The sequence below is a fragment of the Amycolatopsis sp. WGS_07 genome (genome assembly GCF_045278895.1).
GTDB lineage: Bacteria > Actinomycetota > Actinomycetes > Mycobacteriales > Pseudonocardiaceae > Amycolatopsis.
The window spans coordinates 1,887,456-1,905,194 of the sequence record NZ_CP136053.1 but is presented as its reverse complement, the minus strand read 5'-3'; the positions used below and the strand labels follow the sequence as shown (position 1 = coordinate 1,905,194).

Below are 17,739 nucleotides of genomic sequence, written 5' to 3'. Positions count from 1 at the left end.
GCGGGGGCTGTGCTGTGCAAGCACCGCATCCCATCGCCCCCAGAAGCTAAAGCAGAAGCACCTCAACCTCATCCCCCTCCGCAGCCGCCGTAACCTCCTCCGGTAGCACGATCAGGCAGTTCGCCTGCGTGAACGACGCCAGCAAATGCGACCCCGGCCCGCCCCGCGGCCCCACCACCCCGGTCACCTCGCCAAGGACCGGCGTGTAAAACCCCCGCCGGAACTGCCGCCGCCCGGCCGGGGAAGTCATGTCCTCGGTCAACCGCGCTCGCACACGCCGGCGGTCCACGTCCGAATGGCCCATCGCCGACAGCACCGCCGGGCGCAGGAATGCCTCGAAGGACACCAGCACGCTCACCGGATTCCCCGGCAGCGTCACGACCGGTACGCCGTTCCACCGGCCGCAGCCCTGCGGTCCGCCCGGCTGCATCGCGACCTTCTGGAACTCCACGCCCTGCCCGGTCAGCGCGTCCTTCACCACTTCGTACGCGCCGGCCGACACCCCGCCCGACGTGAGCAGCAGGTCCACCGATTCCAGGCGCGGTTCGATGATCTTGCGGAATTCCGCCACGTCGTCGACCACGCTGCGCACGACCTCGACCCGGCAGCCGAGCCCGCGCAGCGCCGCCGCCAGCATGACGCTGTTCGATTCGTAGATTTGCCCGTGCTGCAACGGGTTCGGGGCCTCCACCAGCTCCGTGCCGGTCGACACCACCAGCACCGACAGCGGTCGGTACACCGTCAGTTCCGCCAAACCGACCGCGGCGGCCAGGCCGAGGTGTGCGTGGCTCAGCACGGTGCCCTCGCGCAGCGCGATGGTGCCCTTCTTGACGTCCTCGCCGACCCGGCGGATGTGGTTGCCCTCGACCACCGCTCGCGAGATCTGGACTTTCGACGTACCACGGTCGGTGTCCTCGACCATCACGATCGCGTCCGCGCCCGGCGGCAGCGGCGCGCCGGTCATGATCCGCTGAGCGGTACCCGATTCGAGCGGTTTCACGTCGGTCCGGCCCGCCGGGATGTCGTCGGCCACCGGCAGCATCACCGGCACCTCGGCGACGTCCTCGGCGCGCACCGCGTACCCGTCCATCGCGGAGTTGTCGAACGGCGGCAGCGAGACGTCGGCGGGCACGTCGCGGGCCACGACGAGTCCGGCGGCTTCAGCCACGGGAACGGTGGTGACGGGCGCGCGGCCGAGCAGTTCGGTCACGGTCTCGCGGTAGGCGTCGACAGAGATCACGCGGACCATCCTCCCTCTTGCTGCCCGTCGTGCAACACTCTCCCGGCACAAGTCGGGGAGCACGGGAGAGTTCTGATGCAGTTTCGGGTCCGCCACCAGCCAGGGCGCGCCGCGCTCGCGACGCCCCGCTGACATGCGCGTCCACACCAGGCACACGCCGGGGTTCGGCGTCGCCCGCGTGCTGCTCGCCCCCGGCGAAGCCGTGCAGGCCGCCGCGGAATCGTTGCTGGCCAGCAGCTTCAACATCGCCGAGTCGAACCAGAACCGCGGTCGCAAGGGCGGCCGTTCGGTGTTCACCGCGCCGCCCGAAGGCGGCTGGGTCGACCTGGCCCCGCTCGGTCCCGGCGACGTCTACCCGCTCGAACTCACCGGTTCCACCGGCTGGTCGGTGCACCGCGAGGGCGTGCTGGCCCGGCCGAGCACGGTCCGGGTCGACCAGAACTGGGCCCCGCTGCAGCAGCTGTTCGGCGCCGATTCCGGGTTCCTCGAGCACTACAGCGGCCGCGGCCCGCTGCTGCTCACCGCGCCCGGCCCGGTGGACTCGTTCGACCTCGGCCGCGGCGAGATCGTGACCGTGCGCCCGGACTATCTCCTCGCCTATCCCGACACCCTGCAATGCCGGTTGCGCGCACTCGACCCGAGCGGTCCGCAGTCGCTGCGCACCGGCGAAGGACTCGTCCTCGATTTCGCCGGACCGGGAACCGTGCTGGTCCAATCGCGCAACCGGCGAGTATCGCAGGCGTAACGGAATCTGCCGATTACCCCATTGCCGGGAGCGCTGATTCCGGTAGCGTGAACTCCACTTCGCACGCTGATGGACAGCGATTTCTTGTCCCGAGGGAGGGCGCCGTGGCAGTCGGCACCGTCAAGTGGTTCAACTCGGAAAAGGGCTACGGGTTCATCGAATCCCCCGAGGGTCCGGACGTGTTCGTCCACTATTCGGCTATCCAAGCCGACGGATTCCGCACTCTCGACGAGGGCGATCGGGTGGAGTTCGAAGTCCAGTCCGGCCGCGACGGCCGAAGCCAGGCCGCGGACGTCCGCAAGGTCTAGCGAGGCAAGTCCGCTGACCGGTTGGGCGAACCGGCAGTGGCTGCGGATACCGGCGCGTTAAGCTGCGCTGCGTGACAGGCGACGTGTCGGGGGACCTCACCGGTCGCCAGCTGGGCCACTACCGCATCGACTCGGTGCTCGGCAAGGGCGGCATGAGCGTGACCTACCAGGCCACGGACACGCGGCTCGGCCGCAAGGTGGCGCTGAAGGTCATCGGTGACCACCTCGGCGCGGACGCCGAGTTCCGCGAACGGTTCGTCGACGAGGCGCGCAACACCTCCGCGATCGACCACGCCAACGTCGTCCCGCTGTACGACTTCGGCGAACTCGACGGCATGCTCTACATCGCCATGCGGATGGTCGACGGCGGCGACCTCGCCGGCATCATGTCCGCGGGCCCGATCAGCCCCGCTCGCGCGCTCACCCTGCTCGACCAGGTCGCCGACGCCCTCGACACCCTGCACAACCACGGCCTCGTGCACCTCGACGTCAAACCGGCCAACGTGCTGGTCACCAGCCGCGAGACGTCCCGCGAGCACGTCTACGTCGCCGACTTCGGCCTCACCCGCCGCGGTGCCACCGGCCACCGCACCCGGGGCGGCGACTTCCTCGGCTCGCCCACCTACGCCGCGCCCGAGCACCTGCGCGGCGAACCGCTCGACGGTCGCACCGACCAGTACGCGCTCACCTGCGTGCTGTTCGCCTGCCTCACCGGCAACCCGCCGTTCCGCGGCGACGTCCCCACCGTCATCAAGGGCCACCTCGGCGGGGAACCGCCGTCGGTGGCGACCGTGGTCGCGCTCCCGGCCGCCGTGGACGACGTGATCCGCAAGGGCATGGCGAAAAGCCCGAACGACCGTTACCCCAGCTGCGTCGCGATGATCGCCGCGGCCAGGGTGGCGCTCGGCCCGCTCGCGACGTCGGACACCCCGCCGGGCCCCGCCCGGCCGAACGGACTGCCGGAGGGGGCGGGCATGCAGCCAGGACAACAGGGTCAGCCGGGACAGCAGGGACCGGGAGGCGGAGCTGCCGGTGGCGGTCCCGCCGGGCCCGGTGGACCTGGCGCTGGCGGGCCGGGAGCCGGTGGGCAGGGCGGCCCAGGCGGTCAGCCGGGAGGCCCCGGAACCGCGGGGCAGGGCGTGCAGGCTGGACCAGGTGCTCCCGGCGCTTGGGGCGGTCAGCAGCCCGGGTACCCCGCGCAAGGCGGCTACGGCGGCCCCGCCGGTTACGGCAACCAGCCTCCTCCCGGTTATCCAGCACAGCCCGGACAGCCTCAGCCCGGCCACCCCGGCCAGCCGCAAGCAGGCCAGCCGGGCCAACCCGGACAGCCTCAGCCCGGCCACCCCGGCCAGCCGCAAGCAGGCCAGCCGGGCCAACCCGGTCAGCCACAGCCTGGCCAGCAGGGCTACCCAGGCCAGGCACCCGCAGGCCCCCCGCCCGGCTACGGCTACCCCGGTCAGCCAGGACAACCCGGTCAGCCGGGCCCCGGTCAGCCAGCCCAGCAAGGCCCGCCGCCCGGCTACGGCGGCTACCCGAACCAGCCCGGCGGCTACCCCAATCAGCCGCCGCAGCAGGGCCATCCGAACCAGCAGGCCTTCGGCGACCCGATGCGGCTGCGCCCGCCGTCCCCGGCAGGCGGCGCGGGCGCGTTCGAAGCGCAGCCCAAGAGCGGCGGCCTGAAGTGGCTGTGGATCGCGCTGGGAGTGCTCGTCGTGGCCGGGCTGGTCGTCGGCGCGATCTTCCTCTTCGGCGGGGACGACAGCGGCAGCGGCGGCACCGCTCCGACGTCGTCCGCGCCCAACATTCCGGTCGGTCCCGGCGGCTCGCAGAGCGGCGCTCCGTCGTCGCTGCGCCCGCCGCCGTCGTCGATCCACATCCAGCCGAGCCACTGACCCGCCCGCCCTGCTCCGCCAGTGCACCGACGCTGACCTGCGCTCCTTGCACTCGACCCCGGAGAGTGCTAAACACGGCATTGGCACTCGACGCCGTCGAGTGCTAGGCGAGCGGTCACCGACCGCCTGCCTGAAGGTCGGGACGGTGAGGCTGACCCACCGGTCAGTCGTCCGTCGCGGGCACCGAGCCTGGCCGAGGACGTGTCCTGCTGCCGCCGCTGGAGACAGCGCGGCGGTAGCGCCCAATACCGGAGGACCACACCGCAATGGCCAAACTGATCGCGTTCGACGAGGACGCCCGCCGCGGTCTTGAGCGCGGCTTGAACACCCTCGCCGAAGCCGTCAAGGTGACCCTCGGCCCGCGGGGCCGGAACGTCGTGCTCGAAAAGAAGTGGGGCGCGCCGACGATCACCAACGACGGTGTCTCCATCGCCAAGGAGATCGAGCTCGAGGACCCGTGGGAGAAGATCGGGGCCGAGCTCGTCAAGGAAGTTGCCAAGAAGACCGACGACGTCGCGGGTGACGGCACCACCACCGCGACCGTGCTCGCCCAGGCGCTCGTGCGCGAGGGCCTGCGCAACGTCGCGGCCGGCGCCGACCCGATCTCGCTCAAGCGCGGCATCGAGGCGGCCGTCGAGGCCATCACCGAGCAGCTGCACAAGGCCGCCGTCCAGATCGAGACCAAGGAGCAGATCGCTGCTACCGCCTCGATCTCGGCCGCTGACCGCACCATCGGCGAGCTGATCGCCGAGGCGCTGGACAAGGTCGGCAAGGAAGGCGTCGTCACCGTCGAGGAGAGCAACACCTTCGGGCTCGAGCTTGAGCTGACCGAGGGCATGCGCTTCGACAAGGGCTACGTGTCCGGTTACTTCGTGACCGACCCGGAGCGTCAGGAAGCCGAGCTGGAGGACCCGTACGTCCTGCTCTTCGGTTCCAAGATCTCGAACGTCAAGGACGTCCTGCCGCTGCTGGAGAAGGTCATCCAGTCCGGCAAGCCGCTGCTGATCATCGCCGAGGACGTCGAGGGCGAAGCCCTGGCGACCCTGGTGGTCAACAAGATCCGCGGCACCTTCAAGTCCGTCGCCGTCAAGGCGCCTGGCTTCGGCGACCGCCGCAAGGCGATCCTGCAGGACATCGCGATCCTGACCGGTGGCCAGGTCATCTCCGAGGACGTCGGCCTCAAGCTGGAGAACGCGGACCTGTCGCTGCTGGGCCGCGCCCGCAAGGCCGTCATCACCCGGGACGAGACCACCATCGTCGAGGGCGCTGGCGACGCGGACCAGATCCAGGGCCGCGTCAACCAGATCCGCGCGGAGATCGAGAACTCCGACTCGGACTACGACCGCGAGAAGCTGCAGGAGCGGCTCGCGAAGCTGGCCGGCGGCGTGGCCGTCATCAAGGCCGGCGCCGCGACCGAGGTCGAGCTGAAGGAGCGCAAGCACCGCATCGAGGACGCGGTGCGCAACGCCAAGGCCGCCGTGGAAGAGGGCATCGTCGCCGGCGGTGGCGTGGCCCTGATCCAGGCCGCCGAGGCCGCGTTCGCGGGCCTGAAGCTCGAGGGCGACGAGGCCACTGGCGCCAACATCGTCAAGGTGGCCGTCGAGGCCCCGCTCAAGCAGATCGCGATCAACGCCGGTCTCGAGGGCGGCGTCGTGGCGGAGAAGGTCAAGGGCCTGCCGCAGGGCCACGGCCTGAACGCCGCCACCGGCGAGTACGAGGACCTGCTCGCGGCCGGCGTGCCGGACCCGACGAAGGTCACCCGCTCCGCGCTGCAGAACGCCGCTTCCATCGCGGCGCTGTTCCTGACCACCGAGGCTGTCGTCGCGGACAAGCCGGAGAAGGCTGCTGCCGCTCCGGCCGACCCGTCCGGCGGCATGGGTGGCATGGACTTCTGAGTTCGGCTGCTTTCCGGCGAAGCCCGGTTCACCCTCGCGGTGGGCCGGGCTTCGCCCGTTCCCGGGCTCAGTCTTCGGGGGTCAGGACGGCGGCCGCGGCGTAGACCGGGAGGATCACCCCGGCCGAGACCACGGCCCCGGCGACCGCGGCGATGCGCACCATCGACGGGTCGACGTTGAGGTACTTGGCCCATCCGCCGCACACGCCGGTGAGCATGCGGTCGGAGCGGCTGCGGAAGATCTTCTTGGCCGGTGCGGCCTGCGTGGTGTCCGTCATGCCAGCAATACTCCGCGAGCGGGACCCGCCGCACATCCGGGAACGCCCCGGAGATAGCCCCGGGGCCGCGACCCTGAAGTCCCCCTTACCCCCGGAGCTTCCGGACCCGCTCGAACCGGTCCAGCCACGCCGCCGTCACCTCGGGGGACGCGGCGAACTCGGCGTAAGCGTCGGGTTCCGGGGCCTGCCTCGGCACCGGCAGGTAACCGTCCACAGGGGACAGCGTGGCGGTGCAGACGTCCCCGCGCAGCAACGACATCGTGCCGAGCCCGCACGCGAAGTCCAGCTCTGGCAAGGCCCCAGCGAGCGCGAGCCCGGCAGCCAGCCCGACGCTCGTCTCGACCGCCGACGACACCACGCACGGCAGTCCGCACGCCTCCGCGACCTCCAGCGCGCGGCGCACCCCGCCGAGCGGGGCGACCTTGAGCACTGCGACGTCGGCGGCCCCGGCGACCGCGACCTTCAGCGGATCCTCGGCGCGGCGGATCGACTCGTCGGCCGCGATCCGCACCGACACCCGGCGGCGGACGGCGGCCAGGTCGTCGATCGTGGGGCACGGCTGCTCGGCGTACTCCAGTCCACCGGCCGCGCGGTCGAGTTCGCCGAGCGCGCGCACGGCGGTGTCGACGTCCCAGGCCGTGTTGGCGTCGACCCGGATCGCGCCGGACGGACCCAGCGCGTCGCGCACCGCTTCGATGCGAGCGCAGTCCTCGGCGAGTGTCGCGCGTTTGTCGGCGACCTTCACCTTCGCCGTGCGGCAGCCGGAGGCGCGGACCAGCTCATACGCGCGTTCCGGCGGCACGATCGGGACGGTCGCGTTCACCTCGACGCGGTCGCGGACCGGCTCGGGCCAGCCTTCTTCGCTCGCTTCGAGCGCGGCGGAGAGCCAGGGCACGCTCTCGATGTCCGAATAGTCGGCGAACGGGCAGAACTCGCCCCAGCCGGCGGGGCCGCGGAGCAACAGTCCTTCACGGACGGTGATGTCCCGGAACCGGGTGTGCAGCGGGAGCGCGTAAACCTGCATGACTGCCGATCATGCCATCGCCGCCGCGGCGGAACCGAGGTGCCGCGAGGGCCGTCTCAACGCCACAATGGAACGTGTGGACGGCCTCGACTTCCGGGTGCTCGGCCCGGCCGAGGTGCTGGCCGGGGACCAGGTGGTGCCGCTGGGCGGCAGCCGCCCGCTGATCGTGCTCGCCGGACTGCTGCTGCGGGCCAACCGGCTCGTGTCGGTCGACGTGCTCAGCCACTGGCTGTGGGGCGACGACCAGCGCCGGTCGAAGGGCGCGCTGCAGACGTATGTCCTGCGGCTGCGCCGGGCGCTCGGCGACGGTGCGGCGATCCGCACCGAACGCGGCGGCTACCTGTTGGAAGTCGACGAGAATGCGGTGGACCTCGGTCGGTTCCGGCAGCTCGCGGCCAGGGGGCGCAGCGCGGCGGAGCGCGGGGAACACCGGCGGGCGGCGGGGTACTTCGAGGACGCCCTGGGGCAGTGGCGGGGTTCGGCGCTGCAGAACGTGGAGTCGGACGCACTGCACCGGGACGAGGTCGGACAGCTCGCCGAGGAGCGCACGCGGGTGCGCGAGCTGTGGGCCGAGACGCTGCTGACAGTCGGCGAGCATGACACCGTCGTGCCCGAGTTGGAGCTTTTGACCCGCGAAAACCCGCTGCGGGAGCGGCCGCACGAGCAGTTGATGTACGCGCTGCTCCGTTCCGGACGGCAGGCCGAAGCACTTGATGTGTACCGGCGGATCAGCGGGTTGCTGGCCGAGGAGCTGGGCTTGGATCCCGGTGCCGGGCTGCAGCGGGCGCACCGGCTCGTGCTGGGCGGCGACGAGGGTCTCCGGTTCCGGACGCCGCTGGAACCCCATGTGCCGCATCAGCTTCCGGCTGACCTGGGTGCGTTCGCCGGTCGGGCGGCGGATTTGAAAGCCCTGCGCGCGTTGCTGCCGGAAGCCCTCGACGACGGCACCTCCACGCCGATCGCCTCGGTGGAAGGCATGGGCGGGCAAGGGAAAACGACGCTGTCCGTCCACTTCGCACACCAGATCGCCGACCGGTTCACCGGCGGCCAGGTGTTTCTGGACCTGCGTGGCTATGGTCCGGGTGCTCCGGTGTCGCCGACCGCCGCGCTGGAGACCATGCTCATCGCGCTTGGCGTGCCCGCCGACCGGATACCGTCCGGTTTGGACGAACGCGCGGCGACCTGGCGCACGTACACCACTGGCCGACGGCTTTTGGTGGTGCTGGACAACGCGAACAGTACGGAGCAGGTGCGTTCGCTGCTGCCTGGCCCGGGCTGTCTGGTCGTGGTGACGAGCAGGTGGCAGCTGCGCGGACTGGTCGCGACACACGGTGCCCGCCGGATCGCGCTGTCTGAATTGGACAGTGAGGAGGCGGTGGAGCTGCTCGCCTCGGCGATCGGGGTCGAGCGGGTGCACGAGGATCCGGTCGCGGCGGGCCGATTTGTCGAGTATTGCGGCGGGCTTCCGCTGGCGATCCGGATTCTCGCCGTGCGAGCGGCGCAGTTCCCTCGCTTGCCGCTGGCCGAGTTCGTCAACGCATTGCCCTCGGATGCCGGCCGGTTGAGCACGTTCGACCTCGGCGACGGCGACGAGACCAATATCCGCACGGTTTTTTCCTACTCCTACCGGGTTTTGTGCCCGGCCGCGGCGCGCCTGCTGCGTTTGCTGGCGCTGTCAGTCGGCCCGGATTTGTCGCTGGGCATGGCGATCGCGCTCAACGGACGGTCCGAAGTGGAGACTCGCGGCGCACTCGACACGCTGGTTTCCACGCATCTGCTCACCCAGCCGAAGCCGGGCCGGTACCAGTTCCACGATCTGATTCGTGCCTACGCGACCGAATTGTCGGAGCAGGAGGACGATGCCGACGAGCGCGCGGCGGCCAGCGCGCGACTGCTCGACTGGTTCATTTCGTCCGCGCGGAACGCGGCCTCGGCGATGCGGCCGCAGCAGCTGATGGACGAGATCGGGCCGATTCCGTCCGCCGGAGCGCTGGAGTTCGCCGACTTTCACCGGGCGCTGGCGTGGTTCAGCGAGGAGCACGGGAACCTGATTTCGACGGTCCAGTGGGCCTTCCGGATCGGTCGGTACGCGCAGTGCTGGCGGCTGGCGTGGTCGCTGTTCACCTATTTCGCAGGGCGCGGGCGAGTCGACGAATGGCGGTACGTCTTCGAGATCGGCTTGCGGGCAGCGCGGAATTCCGGGGAACGGCACGGCGAAGCGGCAGTCCTCAATGGACTCGGTGTGATCGAAGGAGTCGCCAGGAAGTACGTGCTGGCGCGCGAATACCTGGAGCAGGCGCTGGCCGTGCAGCTGGAATTGGGCTCGCTGCCGGGCGAGGCGCGGGCGCGTTACAACCTGGCGATGACCGCTCAGGACATCGAGGACTTCCCCGAGGCTTACCGACATGGCCTGCGTGCGCTGGAAATCACGCGGGAGCTGGGGTTCACCTCGGTGGAGGCGAACGTTTTGCGTGCCTTGGGTGATCTGTGCGCGATGATGGGCGACTACCCGCAGGCCCTGTCGCTGGCCGACGAGGCGCTCGCGCTGGTGCCGCCGGATGACCTTCCGCAGGGCCGGTTTTCGCTGGCCGCGCGGGCGCGTGCGTTGCTGGGCTTGGGCAGGCACGTGGAGGGAATCGAGTGCCTGTCCGAAGCCGTCGACATGTTCTTCGCGATGGACGAGGAGTACGAGGCGGCGGATGTGCTGTCCGAACTGGGCACCGCGCACCTGCGCTACGGCCGCACCGCCGCGGCCCGGGACTGCTGGCTGCGGGCGGTTCGCCTGCTGACCACGCTGGGCCACCCCGACGCGGATCGGGTGCGGGCTCAGCTGGCCGGTTTGGTGCGAGGCTAGCTTCGGCTGTTTGGCGGAATGTTCATCTGTCAGTCACTTCGAGGGCAGCCGGGCGCGGTGGTCCGCGTGCCGACCCCCAGTGGCAGCACGTAGACCACCGGCGGCCCGTACCACCACCCAACCGAAGTGCGCTCACTATCCGCTCACTGTGTCGAACCGGTTTGGGTGACGAGGCCGAGCAGCCGGGTGAGTGTGACGGCGTTGTGCGGGGCGGCGGCTTCGCTGTCGTTGTCGAAGTAGACGTGCACGTCGCGCCGCCCGCCGTCGTGCCATTCGGTGATCTTCGCGGCCCAGCCGCGCAGGGCGTCGTCGGAGTAATTGCTGGTGTAGAGGCTTTCCGCGCCGTGCAGCCGGACGTAACTGAAGTCAGTGGTCTGGTCCTCCCGGTACGGCCACGGCGCGGCGGCGTCGGCGGTCACCAGCGCTACCCGGTGTTTTGTGAGCAGGTCTAGCGCTTCGTTCGTGGTGAAGCTCGGGTGGCGAACCTCCAGCGCGTGCCGCAGCGGCCGGTCTGGACCAGATTCCAGAAACGCTCGGGACTTGAGCTTGTCGTCGTGCTTCGCCCCGAGCGCGGCCGCCTCGCCGGTGGTGCGGGGGAGCTGTCCGAGGAAGGTGGAGACCCGCTCGGGATCGAAGACCAGCCGCGCTGGGAGTTGCCAGAGGAACGGCCCCAGCTTGCCGGCGAGCGCCAGCACACCGGACGCGTAGAAGTTGGCGAGCGCGGTTTCGACGTCGCGCAGCTGCTTGAGATGCGTGATGAACCGGCCGCCCTTCACCGCGAACAGAAACCCATCCGGGGTTTCGGCGTGCCAGCCGAGGTATCGCTCCGGGCGCTGCAGTGAGTAGAAGGACCCGTTGATCTCGACGGCGTTTGTTCGGCGGGAGAGGTACTCGAGTTCCCGCCGCTGCGGCAGGCCCGAGGGATAGAACGCGCCGCGCCACGGCGGGTACCGCCAGCCGGACGTACCCACTCGGATCTCGCTCACCGACTCCGGATTCCCGCGCGGGCGGCTGCGGCAAACACTTTCCGGACGATTGGACTAACTATCAGGACATCTGTCCTGGATTGTTGGCACCGTTGTCCCGGGGTTTCACGGCTGGATGTTCTCCAGGTCCTCCAGCAGGCTCGGGTGCGTCGGCTGCCAGCCGAGGACTTCGCGGGTGCGGATGCTGGTAGCGGGCTGGTCCATGGCGAAGATCGGGCCGAACGGACCGAAGTTCTCCTGCGGCACCGATTCGACCGGCAAGCCGAGCCGCTTCCCGATGACGGCCGCGATGTCGCGAACCGCGTCGCCCTCGTCGGCCACGGCGTGCCAGGCCGTTCCGGCGGGCGCGGATTCGAGCGCCAGGCGGAACAAAACGGCCGCGTCAAGCGCGTGCACGGCCGGCCAGCGCTGGGCGCCGTCGCCGGGGTAACCCGCCACGCCAGTGCGCCGCGCCTGCTCGGTGAGCAGCCCCGCGAACCCGCCCTTGCCCTCGTTGTGAACCGTGCGCGGCATACGGACCGCCGTCGCGCGCACACCGCGGGAAGCCAGCGCCAGCAACGCATTGACCGAGATGGCACGCCCACCCACCGGCCCGCTGGTCGGCAGCGGATCGGCTTCGGTCGCAGCGCGACCCGGAACCCACGGCGTGCCCGAGACCGTGACGAGCGGCCGCTCGCTGCCGACGAGTTCTTCCCCCAACGCGGCCATCGCGGCACTCTCCTCGGCGATCGACCGAGCAAGCGCTTCCTCGGTGCTGTAGTCACTGCCGAACGCGAGGCTGATCACACCCTCGGACTGCGCGGCACCGGCCCGCAGGACGTCGAGGTCAGCGATCTGGCCGCGCAGCACTTCCGCGCCGGCGTCGGTGAGCGCCTGCGCGGACTTGTCCGACCGGGCCAGCGCGAGAACGGTGTGCCCGCTGGCGAGCAGCTCGGCCACGACCGCTGAGCCGATGGTGCCCGTACCGCCGGTGACGAAAACCTGCATGAGCTTCTCCCGAGGTGATGAGACCTTTGTCCCATCACCATACACGGTGACGGGACTCTTGTCCCGTCACCTAGAATGAGCCCATGGCCCGATGGCAACCAGAGACGACGCAACGACTGGTCGTGGCGGCTGTCGACCTGTTCACCGAGCAGGGGTACGACGCCACCACCGTCGCGCAGATCGCTGAACGCGCGGGCGTCACCAAGAGCACGTTCTTCCGGCACTTCTCCGACAAGCGTGAGTTGCTGGTCGCCGGGCAGGAAACGTTGAGCCGCCTGCTGGCCGAGGGAATCGCCGAGGCCCCCGACTCCTGCAGCCCACTGGAAGCGGTCGCGGCCGGCCTCGAACGCGCATCCGGCGCGATGGGCCCGGCGAACCGCGAACTCGGCCCCCGCCTCAAGGCCGCGGTGGCCGCGAGTACCGAGTTGCAGGAACGGGACGCACTCAAGAACGTCGGCCTCGCGGCGGCGATGTCAGCCGCACTGGTCGCCCGCGGCGTCCCCGACCCGATCGCGCACCTCGCGGCGGAGTTGGGGGTGCTCGCGTTCAAGCGGGGCTACACGCGGTGGTCCGAGGCTGAGCGTGATGATGGGGGTCTCGCGCCTCATGCCCTGGCTGCGCTACGAGACCTGCGTGCGGCTGCGGCGTCACTGGACTGAGCTGACCGCTGGTCTGACCTGGCCTCGGGTGGTCGCGTGCTTCGCCTCGCCGCTTGGAGGCATGGTGAGGGGCTGGTGGCGTGACTCGGCGAGAACTGACCGGGTGCCGGTGGCGCGAGAATCAGCCGAGCTGAGACGGGATGATGCGTTGCCGGGGCCTGCGAGGTTTGCTGAGTTCGGCAGGCCGCGTTGAACCGGTCGGGCTGTGCCGAGTTCGGCAGGTCGTGCCGAACTCGTCAGGTCGCGCTGAATTCGGCAGGCCGCGTCGGATCCGCCGGGCTATATCGAGCCGGGAGGGGTTCCGCCCGGGCTAGTCGGGCTGCGTTGGACCCGTCAGGTCATGCCGAATCCTCCAGGCCATGTCGGGCCCGCCAGGCTCCGCTGGCCATGCTGAATCCGCCAGGTGTCGCCGGACCCGGACCTGTCGGGCCGTGCCGAACCCGTCGGGCTATGTCGGGCTGAGGTGGTTCAGCCGAGCCTGTCGGGTCGTGCCGGATCCGCGGGGCTCTGCCAGGCCGTGCTGAATCAGCCAGGCATCGCCGGACCTGTCGGGCTATGTCGGCCCGAGGTGGTTGCGCCAGGCCTGTCGGGCCGTGCCGGATCCGCCAGCCTCCGCCGGGTCGTGCTGAATCCGTCAGGTGTCGCCGGATCCGTTGGGCTGTGTCGGGTCGAGGTGGTTGCGCCAGGCCCGTCGAGCCGTGCCGGATTCGCGAGGCTCCGCCAAGTCGTGCCGAATCCGCCAGGCATCGCCGCACCCGTCGGGTCGCGCCGGGTCTGCTGGGCCTGGCCGGGTTCGCCTGGTCCCGCCGGAATCGCCGGGGCGCGTGGGATCTGGCTAGCCTCGCCGGAGTCCGCCGGATCCGTGGGGGCGCGTCCGACCCCGTCGGATCCGGCGGGGTGCGTCGTACACCGCCGGATTCGCCAGGTTTCGCCACAGCCGCCAGATTCGTTGCGGCATTGGCGAAACTCGACCTGCTCCGCCCTTGAGCCAGCCGCCCCGCCTTGGGGCCCGCGCCATCACTTCCTTAGGCCCACGAGAACCTCCATCGGCGGCTCTGTACCAGGGACGTCGCGTACTCCCGCAGGTTTCCCGGCTGGGCGAGGTATGTCGGCAGGCTGAAGGCCCGGTGTTCGGCTGCCACTGTCAGTGCCCTGGCGTGGGTGCGGGGTGGGGCCGAGACCGACAGTTCGATCGAGTCGAAGCCCAGGGTCACCAGGGTCGCGCCGAAGCGGTCTTCCCAGCTGCGCAGAACCGCTGACAGCTCCGCGACCTGGTCTGTCGCCTTGATCATTCCCGTCCAGCCGATGAGGGCCGGGACGTCGGCGGGGCGGTCGGCTTGCACCAGGCCGAGCCGGTGCGGGGTGCGGGCGGCCAGGATCGAACCGGTGTTGCCTGCCTCGGCCAGTGGGTCTGAGCGGCGGTGCGAGCGTTTCGCCAGCCCGGGGAAGCGGGTGCCGAAGGGGCGCAGGCAGGCACCGTCGCAGCAAGAGCCGTCCCACCAGCGGGCGAGGACTTCGGCGGGGTCGGCGTTGTCGACGCGGTGACCGGCGGGGGCGAGGCGGCCGCGGTCGTCCAGCCAGTCTTCGCCGCGGGCGGTGAAGCGCTGGTCGGGCGGGATCAGCACCGGCCACAGGCCCGAGCGCTCGAACTCCGCGACACAGCTCAAGTACCGCTGCGGCCGCGTGAGCGGCTCCTCCGACACCCAGATGCGCCCGTGCCAGCGCCCTGGCGGCAAGGTCTGGACCGGCGGTGCCCCGACGCCGGGGCGGAACGGTGCGATCGTCATGAGCTTCCCCTCGAACTGGTGTTCGGTTCCTGCATATCGAACAGTAGTTCGAACCACCGACAATTTCCAGGGCGCCGGCCGCTCGTCCGTTCGAGTGAACCTCGGGGATCCCCAGGTCAAGCCGCAGAAAGAGTCAACGCCGAGAGACTCGGCGCACTCGGACCGCCACGAACAGGCCTACGGCGATCGCCACCGCGGCCAGTACGACGTACTGGAACACCGACGCGTACCGGTCCACCAGTGACCAGCTCTCCCCGAGCAGGTAGCCGGCCACGACGAACGCGGTGTTCCACAGCAGGCTGCCCGCCGTCGTCAGGAGCAGGAACCGGCCGAACGGCATTCGTTCGACGCCCGCTGGCAGTGAGATCAGGCTGCGGAAGATCGGCACCATCCGGCCTAGGAACACCGCCTTCCCGCCGTGCCGGGTGAACCATGCCTCGGTCCGGTCGAAGTCGGCGACGTCCATCAGTGGCAGGCGGCTGAGCAGGGCCCGGCAGCGGTCTCGGCCGAGCAGGGCACCCAGCCAGTAGACGATCACGGCGCCGGCCAGCGAGCCCAGTGTTGTCCAGAAGAGGGCTCCGGCCAGGCTGAACGTGCCGCGGCTCGCGGAGAATCCGGCTAGCGGGAGGACGAGTTCGCTGGGGATGGGCGGGAAGAGGTTGTCGAGGCCGACGACGATCGCGGCGCCGACGCCGCCGAGCGAATCCATCAGTCCGACGGCCCATCCAGCGAGGCCGGTGAGGGGTTCGGTGGGGGTGGTGAGCAAGAGGTGCACGGGAGTCCTTTCTGGATGAATGCGATGCCGTCGAAGGTAGAAAGCCAAGGGGCGCAACACATTGCTGTCGGCCACCGGGAAAATTGCGGAAAACCGCAGTGGGTTTGGGGGTGGCGCGGTTGAAGATGGGAAGTCGGGGGTGTGAAGCTGAGGACGGCCGAAATGGGTTGGGCGTGGCGTGGTTGAAGCCGGGGAGCGAAGCGCGTGGCGGCCGGGAGGCTGTGGAAGGCCGTAGTGCGTTCGGCGCGTGGCGCGGTTGAAGGTGGGGAGCGTGAGGCTGCGGGCGGCCGAAATGAGTTGGGGGCGTGGCGTGGTTGAAGGCGGGAAGCCGGGGGGCGGAAGGCTGTAGTGCGTTGGGGGCTGCGGCTCAGTTGCAGAGGGCGGACCCGGGGCGGCCTGGAGGTTGTGGAAGACCCGGGGTGCGGCGTGCGTGAAGGCGGGCGGAGCGTGTGGCTGCGTAGTGCGTTCGGCCCGGTTGAAGCCGGGGGAGCGGAGCACGCGCCGGAAACTGCGGAAAACCGCAGTACGCCCGCCGCGTGAGCTGGCTAGCCTGGCGGACGTGATCAGATCGCGAGTGCCGCGCCGGACGGCGGGCGTTGGCTTGGGTGCGTTGTCGGCGCTCATCGAGGTGCCCTACGTGGTCCTCGCCACACCGCTGCTCGCGATACCCGCGGCGCGGCCGCGAGTTTTCCGTGGCGCGCGCAGGCTCGCCGAAATCGAGCGCGCGAGGCTGCAGCGGTTTCTTGACGCCAGCAACGGTGACGACTACGACGGCCGCCGTGCGTTGCAGTACCTCGTTCCGCGTGGCTTGACCGGGTTGCTCGCGTTGGGGGTGTGGGTGTGCATCGGCGCGGGAGGCGTGGCTGGCGCGCTCTACTTCGTCCAGTTGGTCACCGGACGGGCACCGGGCGGTACTGGCGATGGGACCGTAGTCGACTGGTTGCCGGTCGTGACGCTCGGGGCGATTGCGGTATTCCTTTGTGTACAGGGATTGATCGGCGTAGCCGCGCTTGATCGTCGGCTGGCGCGGCGGTTCTTTGGGCCTAGCAGTCAGGAACTGTTGCGCCGCAGGGTGTCCGAGCTGGCGACGACCCGGAGCGAAGTGGTTGAAGCAGTCAACGGGGAACGCCGCCGGATCGAGCGAGACTTGCATGACGGGGTCCAGCAACGGCTGGTCGCGCTCGGGGTTTTGCTCGGCCGGGCGCGTCGGGCACAAGACGCGGACCGGGCGGCTGAGCTGGTCCGGCAGGCGCACGAGGAGTCGCAGGAAGCCTTGCGCGAGCTGCGAGAGGTGAGTTGGCGCGTGTACCCGATCGCGCTGGACGAAAGTGGCCTGGAGGCGGCGTTGGAGTCGCTGGCCGAGCGTGCCACGATCCCGGTCGACCTTCGTTACGCACTGGACGAGCCGTCGCCTGAGCTGGCGACTGTGGTCTACTTCGTGGCCTCGGAATCCGTGACCAACGCGGTTAAACACGCCAACGCCACCAAGATCACCATTGACGTCCGCCGGGGAGAAATCGAGATCACTGACGATGGGTGCGGCGGCGCGAAAGTCGGCACTAGCGGTGGATTATCCGGGCTGGCTAGGCGAGTGGCCGCGATGGACGGCGAATTTTCCGTACATAGTCCCGAAAACGGGCCGACCGTGGTGCGGGTGACGCTGCCGTGCGAGTGATCCTGGCTGAGGACGCGACCCTGCTGAGAGAAGGCCTCGTCCGGCTGCTGGCCGAGGAGGGGCACGACGTGGTCGCGGCGGTTGGCGATAAAGAAGCACTTCTCGAAGCGACCGCCGAACACCAGCCTGACGTGGTCGTCACCGACGTCCGGATGCCGCCGACCCACACCGACGAAGGTCTCCGCGCCGCGTTGGAAATCCGTGAGCGCTGGCCGGACATCGGGGTGCTCGTGCTGTCTCAATACGTCGAGAAACGCTATGCCGCCAAGCTGATCGGCGGTGACGGCGGCCGCGTCGGCTATCTGCTCAAGGACCGCGTAGCCCAGGTCGGCGACTTCCTCGACGCGCTGGACCGGGTCGGGGCTGGTGGCGCGGCCTTCGACCCGGAGGTGGTGCGCCGGCTGGTCGCCCGCACCTCGCACGAGGACGCGCTCGCCCGGCTGACCCCGCGCGAGCGCGACGTGCTGGAGAAAATGGCGCAGGGCCACACGAACGCGAACATCGCGACGCTGCTGTTCGTCTCGCAGAGCGCCGTGGAGAAGCACGCGAACGCAATCTTCGACAAGCTCGACCTGCCGCAAGCGAAGGGGTACAGCCGACGCGTGCTGGCCGTTCTCCGTTACCTCGGCTCGTAA

At 70.0% G+C, this 17,739-nt stretch carries 15 protein-coding genes; 8 read left to right on the top strand and 7 right to left on the bottom strand.

Features of this window, described 5'->3' with window-relative positions; all coding sequences use genetic code 11:
• Positions 1 to 46: 46 nt before the first annotated feature.
• Entirely contained in the window at positions 47 to 1,240 is a 1,194-nt protein-coding gene (glp, locus tag RPX00_RS08780) for a gephyrin-like molybdotransferase Glp (protein WP_406638959.1), read from the bottom strand.
• 133 nt (positions 1,241 to 1,373) lie between these two features.
• On the opposite strand from glp, the gene RPX00_RS08775 reads away from it, so the two are divergent.
• The 4 genes from RPX00_RS08775 (at position 1,374) to groL (ending at position 6,080) form a co-directional block, all read left to right on the top strand.
• A complete protein-coding gene (locus RPX00_RS08775; protein WP_406638958.1) occupies positions 1,374 to 1,985 on the top strand; it encodes an AIM24 family protein in 612 nt (203 codons plus the stop codon).
• 104 nt (positions 1,986 to 2,089) lie between these two features.
• Positions 2,090 to 2,293, top strand: coding sequence for a cold-shock protein (locus RPX00_RS08770; protein ID WP_009083993.1), 204 nt, complete (start codon positions 2,090 to 2,092; stop codon positions 2,291 to 2,293).
• A 71-nt stretch (positions 2,294 to 2,364) separates the two neighbouring features.
• Positions 2,365 to 4,185 carry a serine/threonine-protein kinase gene (locus tag RPX00_RS08765; RefSeq protein WP_406638957.1) on the top strand — a complete coding sequence of 607 codons (1,821 nt, stop codon included), beginning with the start codon at positions 2,365 to 2,367 and terminating at the stop codon, positions 4,183 to 4,185.
• Between the two features lie 266 nt (positions 4,186 to 4,451).
• Entirely contained in the window at positions 4,452 to 6,080 is a 1,629-nt protein-coding gene (groL, locus tag RPX00_RS08760) for a chaperonin GroEL (RefSeq protein WP_037361473.1), read from the top strand.
• 67 nt (positions 6,081 to 6,147) lie between these two features.
• Here the strand turns inward: groL and RPX00_RS08755 are convergent, their stop codons facing one another.
• Positions 6,148 to 6,357 carry a PspC domain-containing protein gene (locus RPX00_RS08755; protein WP_406638956.1) on the bottom strand — a complete coding sequence of 70 codons (210 nt, stop codon included), beginning with the start codon at positions 6,355 to 6,357 and terminating at the stop codon, positions 6,148 to 6,150.
• 85 nt (positions 6,358 to 6,442) lie between these two features.
• On the bottom strand, positions 6,443 to 7,381 hold the full coding sequence (locus RPX00_RS08750; RefSeq protein ID WP_406638955.1) for an o-succinylbenzoate synthase: 939 nt from the start codon (positions 7,379 to 7,381) through the stop codon (positions 6,443 to 6,445).
• Here RPX00_RS08750 and RPX00_RS08745 point away from each other — a divergent pair.
• Positions 7,380 to 10,235 carry a BTAD domain-containing putative transcriptional regulator gene (locus RPX00_RS08745; RefSeq protein WP_406638954.1) on the top strand — a complete coding sequence of 952 codons (2,856 nt, stop codon included), beginning with the start codon at positions 7,380 to 7,382 and terminating at the stop codon, positions 10,233 to 10,235. The two genes, RPX00_RS08750 and RPX00_RS08745, sit on opposite strands and share 2 nt — an antisense overlap.
• A gap of 143 nt (positions 10,236 to 10,378) precedes the next feature.
• On the opposite strand, the gene RPX00_RS08740 is transcribed toward RPX00_RS08745, so the two are convergent.
• Together RPX00_RS08740 and RPX00_RS08735 are read right to left on the bottom strand one after the other, a co-directional pair.
• Positions 10,379 to 11,221: a DUF72 domain-containing protein gene (locus RPX00_RS08740; RefSeq protein WP_406638953.1), complete on the bottom strand. Its 843-nt coding sequence runs from the start codon at positions 11,219 to 11,221 to the stop codon at positions 10,379 to 10,381.
• Positions 11,222 to 11,326: 105 nt separating this feature from the next.
• Entirely contained in the window at positions 11,327 to 12,208 is an 882-nt protein-coding gene (locus RPX00_RS08735) for an SDR family oxidoreductase (protein ID WP_406638952.1), read from the bottom strand.
• Between the two features lie 83 nt (positions 12,209 to 12,291).
• Here RPX00_RS08735 and RPX00_RS08730 point away from each other — a divergent pair, with 83 nt between their 5' ends.
• On the top strand, positions 12,292 to 12,867 hold the full coding sequence (locus RPX00_RS08730) for a TetR/AcrR family transcriptional regulator (RefSeq protein ID WP_406638950.1): 576 nt from the start codon (positions 12,292 to 12,294) through the stop codon (positions 12,865 to 12,867).
• Between the two features lie 1,025 nt (positions 12,868 to 13,892).
• On the opposite strand, the gene RPX00_RS08725 is transcribed toward RPX00_RS08730, so the two are convergent.
• Complete coding sequence (locus RPX00_RS08725) at positions 13,893 to 14,654, bottom strand: DUF4253 domain-containing protein (RefSeq protein WP_406638949.1); 762 nt, start codon at positions 14,652 to 14,654, stop codon at positions 13,893 to 13,895.
• A 133-nt stretch (positions 14,655 to 14,787) separates the two neighbouring features.
• On the bottom strand, positions 14,788 to 15,429 hold the full coding sequence (locus tag RPX00_RS08720) for a DedA family protein (RefSeq protein ID WP_406638948.1): 642 nt from the start codon (positions 15,427 to 15,429) through the stop codon (positions 14,788 to 14,790).
• Between the two features lie 559 nt (positions 15,430 to 15,988).
• Between RPX00_RS08720 and RPX00_RS08715 the strand changes: the two genes are divergently transcribed.
• The gene (locus RPX00_RS08715) at positions 15,989 to 17,104 is read left to right on the top strand and encodes a histidine kinase (RefSeq protein WP_406638947.1); all 1,116 of its coding nucleotides are present in this window, start codon (positions 15,989 to 15,991) and stop codon (positions 17,102 to 17,104) included.
• Positions 17,095 to 17,739 carry a response regulator gene (locus RPX00_RS08710; RefSeq protein ID WP_406638946.1) on the top strand — a complete coding sequence of 215 codons (645 nt, stop codon included), beginning with the start codon at positions 17,095 to 17,097 and terminating at the stop codon, positions 17,737 to 17,739. The genes RPX00_RS08715 and RPX00_RS08710 overlap by 10 nt, the downstream gene beginning before the upstream one ends.

Bases quoted from the DNA above. Each gene is read 5' to 3' on its own strand.
- RPX00_RS08775 (WP_406638958.1), top strand. From the start codon at position 1,374: ATGCGCGTCCACACCAGGCACACGCCGGGGTTCGGCGTCGCCCGCGTG.
- groL (WP_037361473.1), top strand. From the start codon at position 4,452: ATGGCCAAACTGATCGCGTTCGACGAGGACGCCCGCCGCGGTCTTGAG.
- RPX00_RS08755 (WP_406638956.1), bottom strand. From the start codon at position 6,357: ATGACGGACACCACGCAGGCCGCACCGGCCAAGAAGATCTTCCGCAGC.
- RPX00_RS08745 (WP_406638954.1), top strand. From the start codon at position 7,380: ATGACTGCCGATCATGCCATCGCCGCCGCGGCGGAACCGAGGTGCCGC.
- RPX00_RS08750 (WP_406638955.1), bottom strand. From the start codon at position 7,381: ATGCAGGTTTACGCGCTCCCGCTGCACACCCGGTTCCGGGACATCACC.
- RPX00_RS08735 (WP_406638952.1), bottom strand. From the start codon at position 12,208: ATGCAGGTTTTCGTCACCGGCGGTACGGGCACCATCGGCTCAGCGGTC.
- RPX00_RS08730 (WP_406638950.1), top strand. From the start codon at position 12,292: ATGGCCCGATGGCAACCAGAGACGACGCAACGACTGGTCGTGGCGGCT.
- RPX00_RS08725 (WP_406638949.1), bottom strand. From the start codon at position 14,654: ATGACGATCGCACCGTTCCGCCCCGGCGTCGGGGCACCGCCGGTCCAG.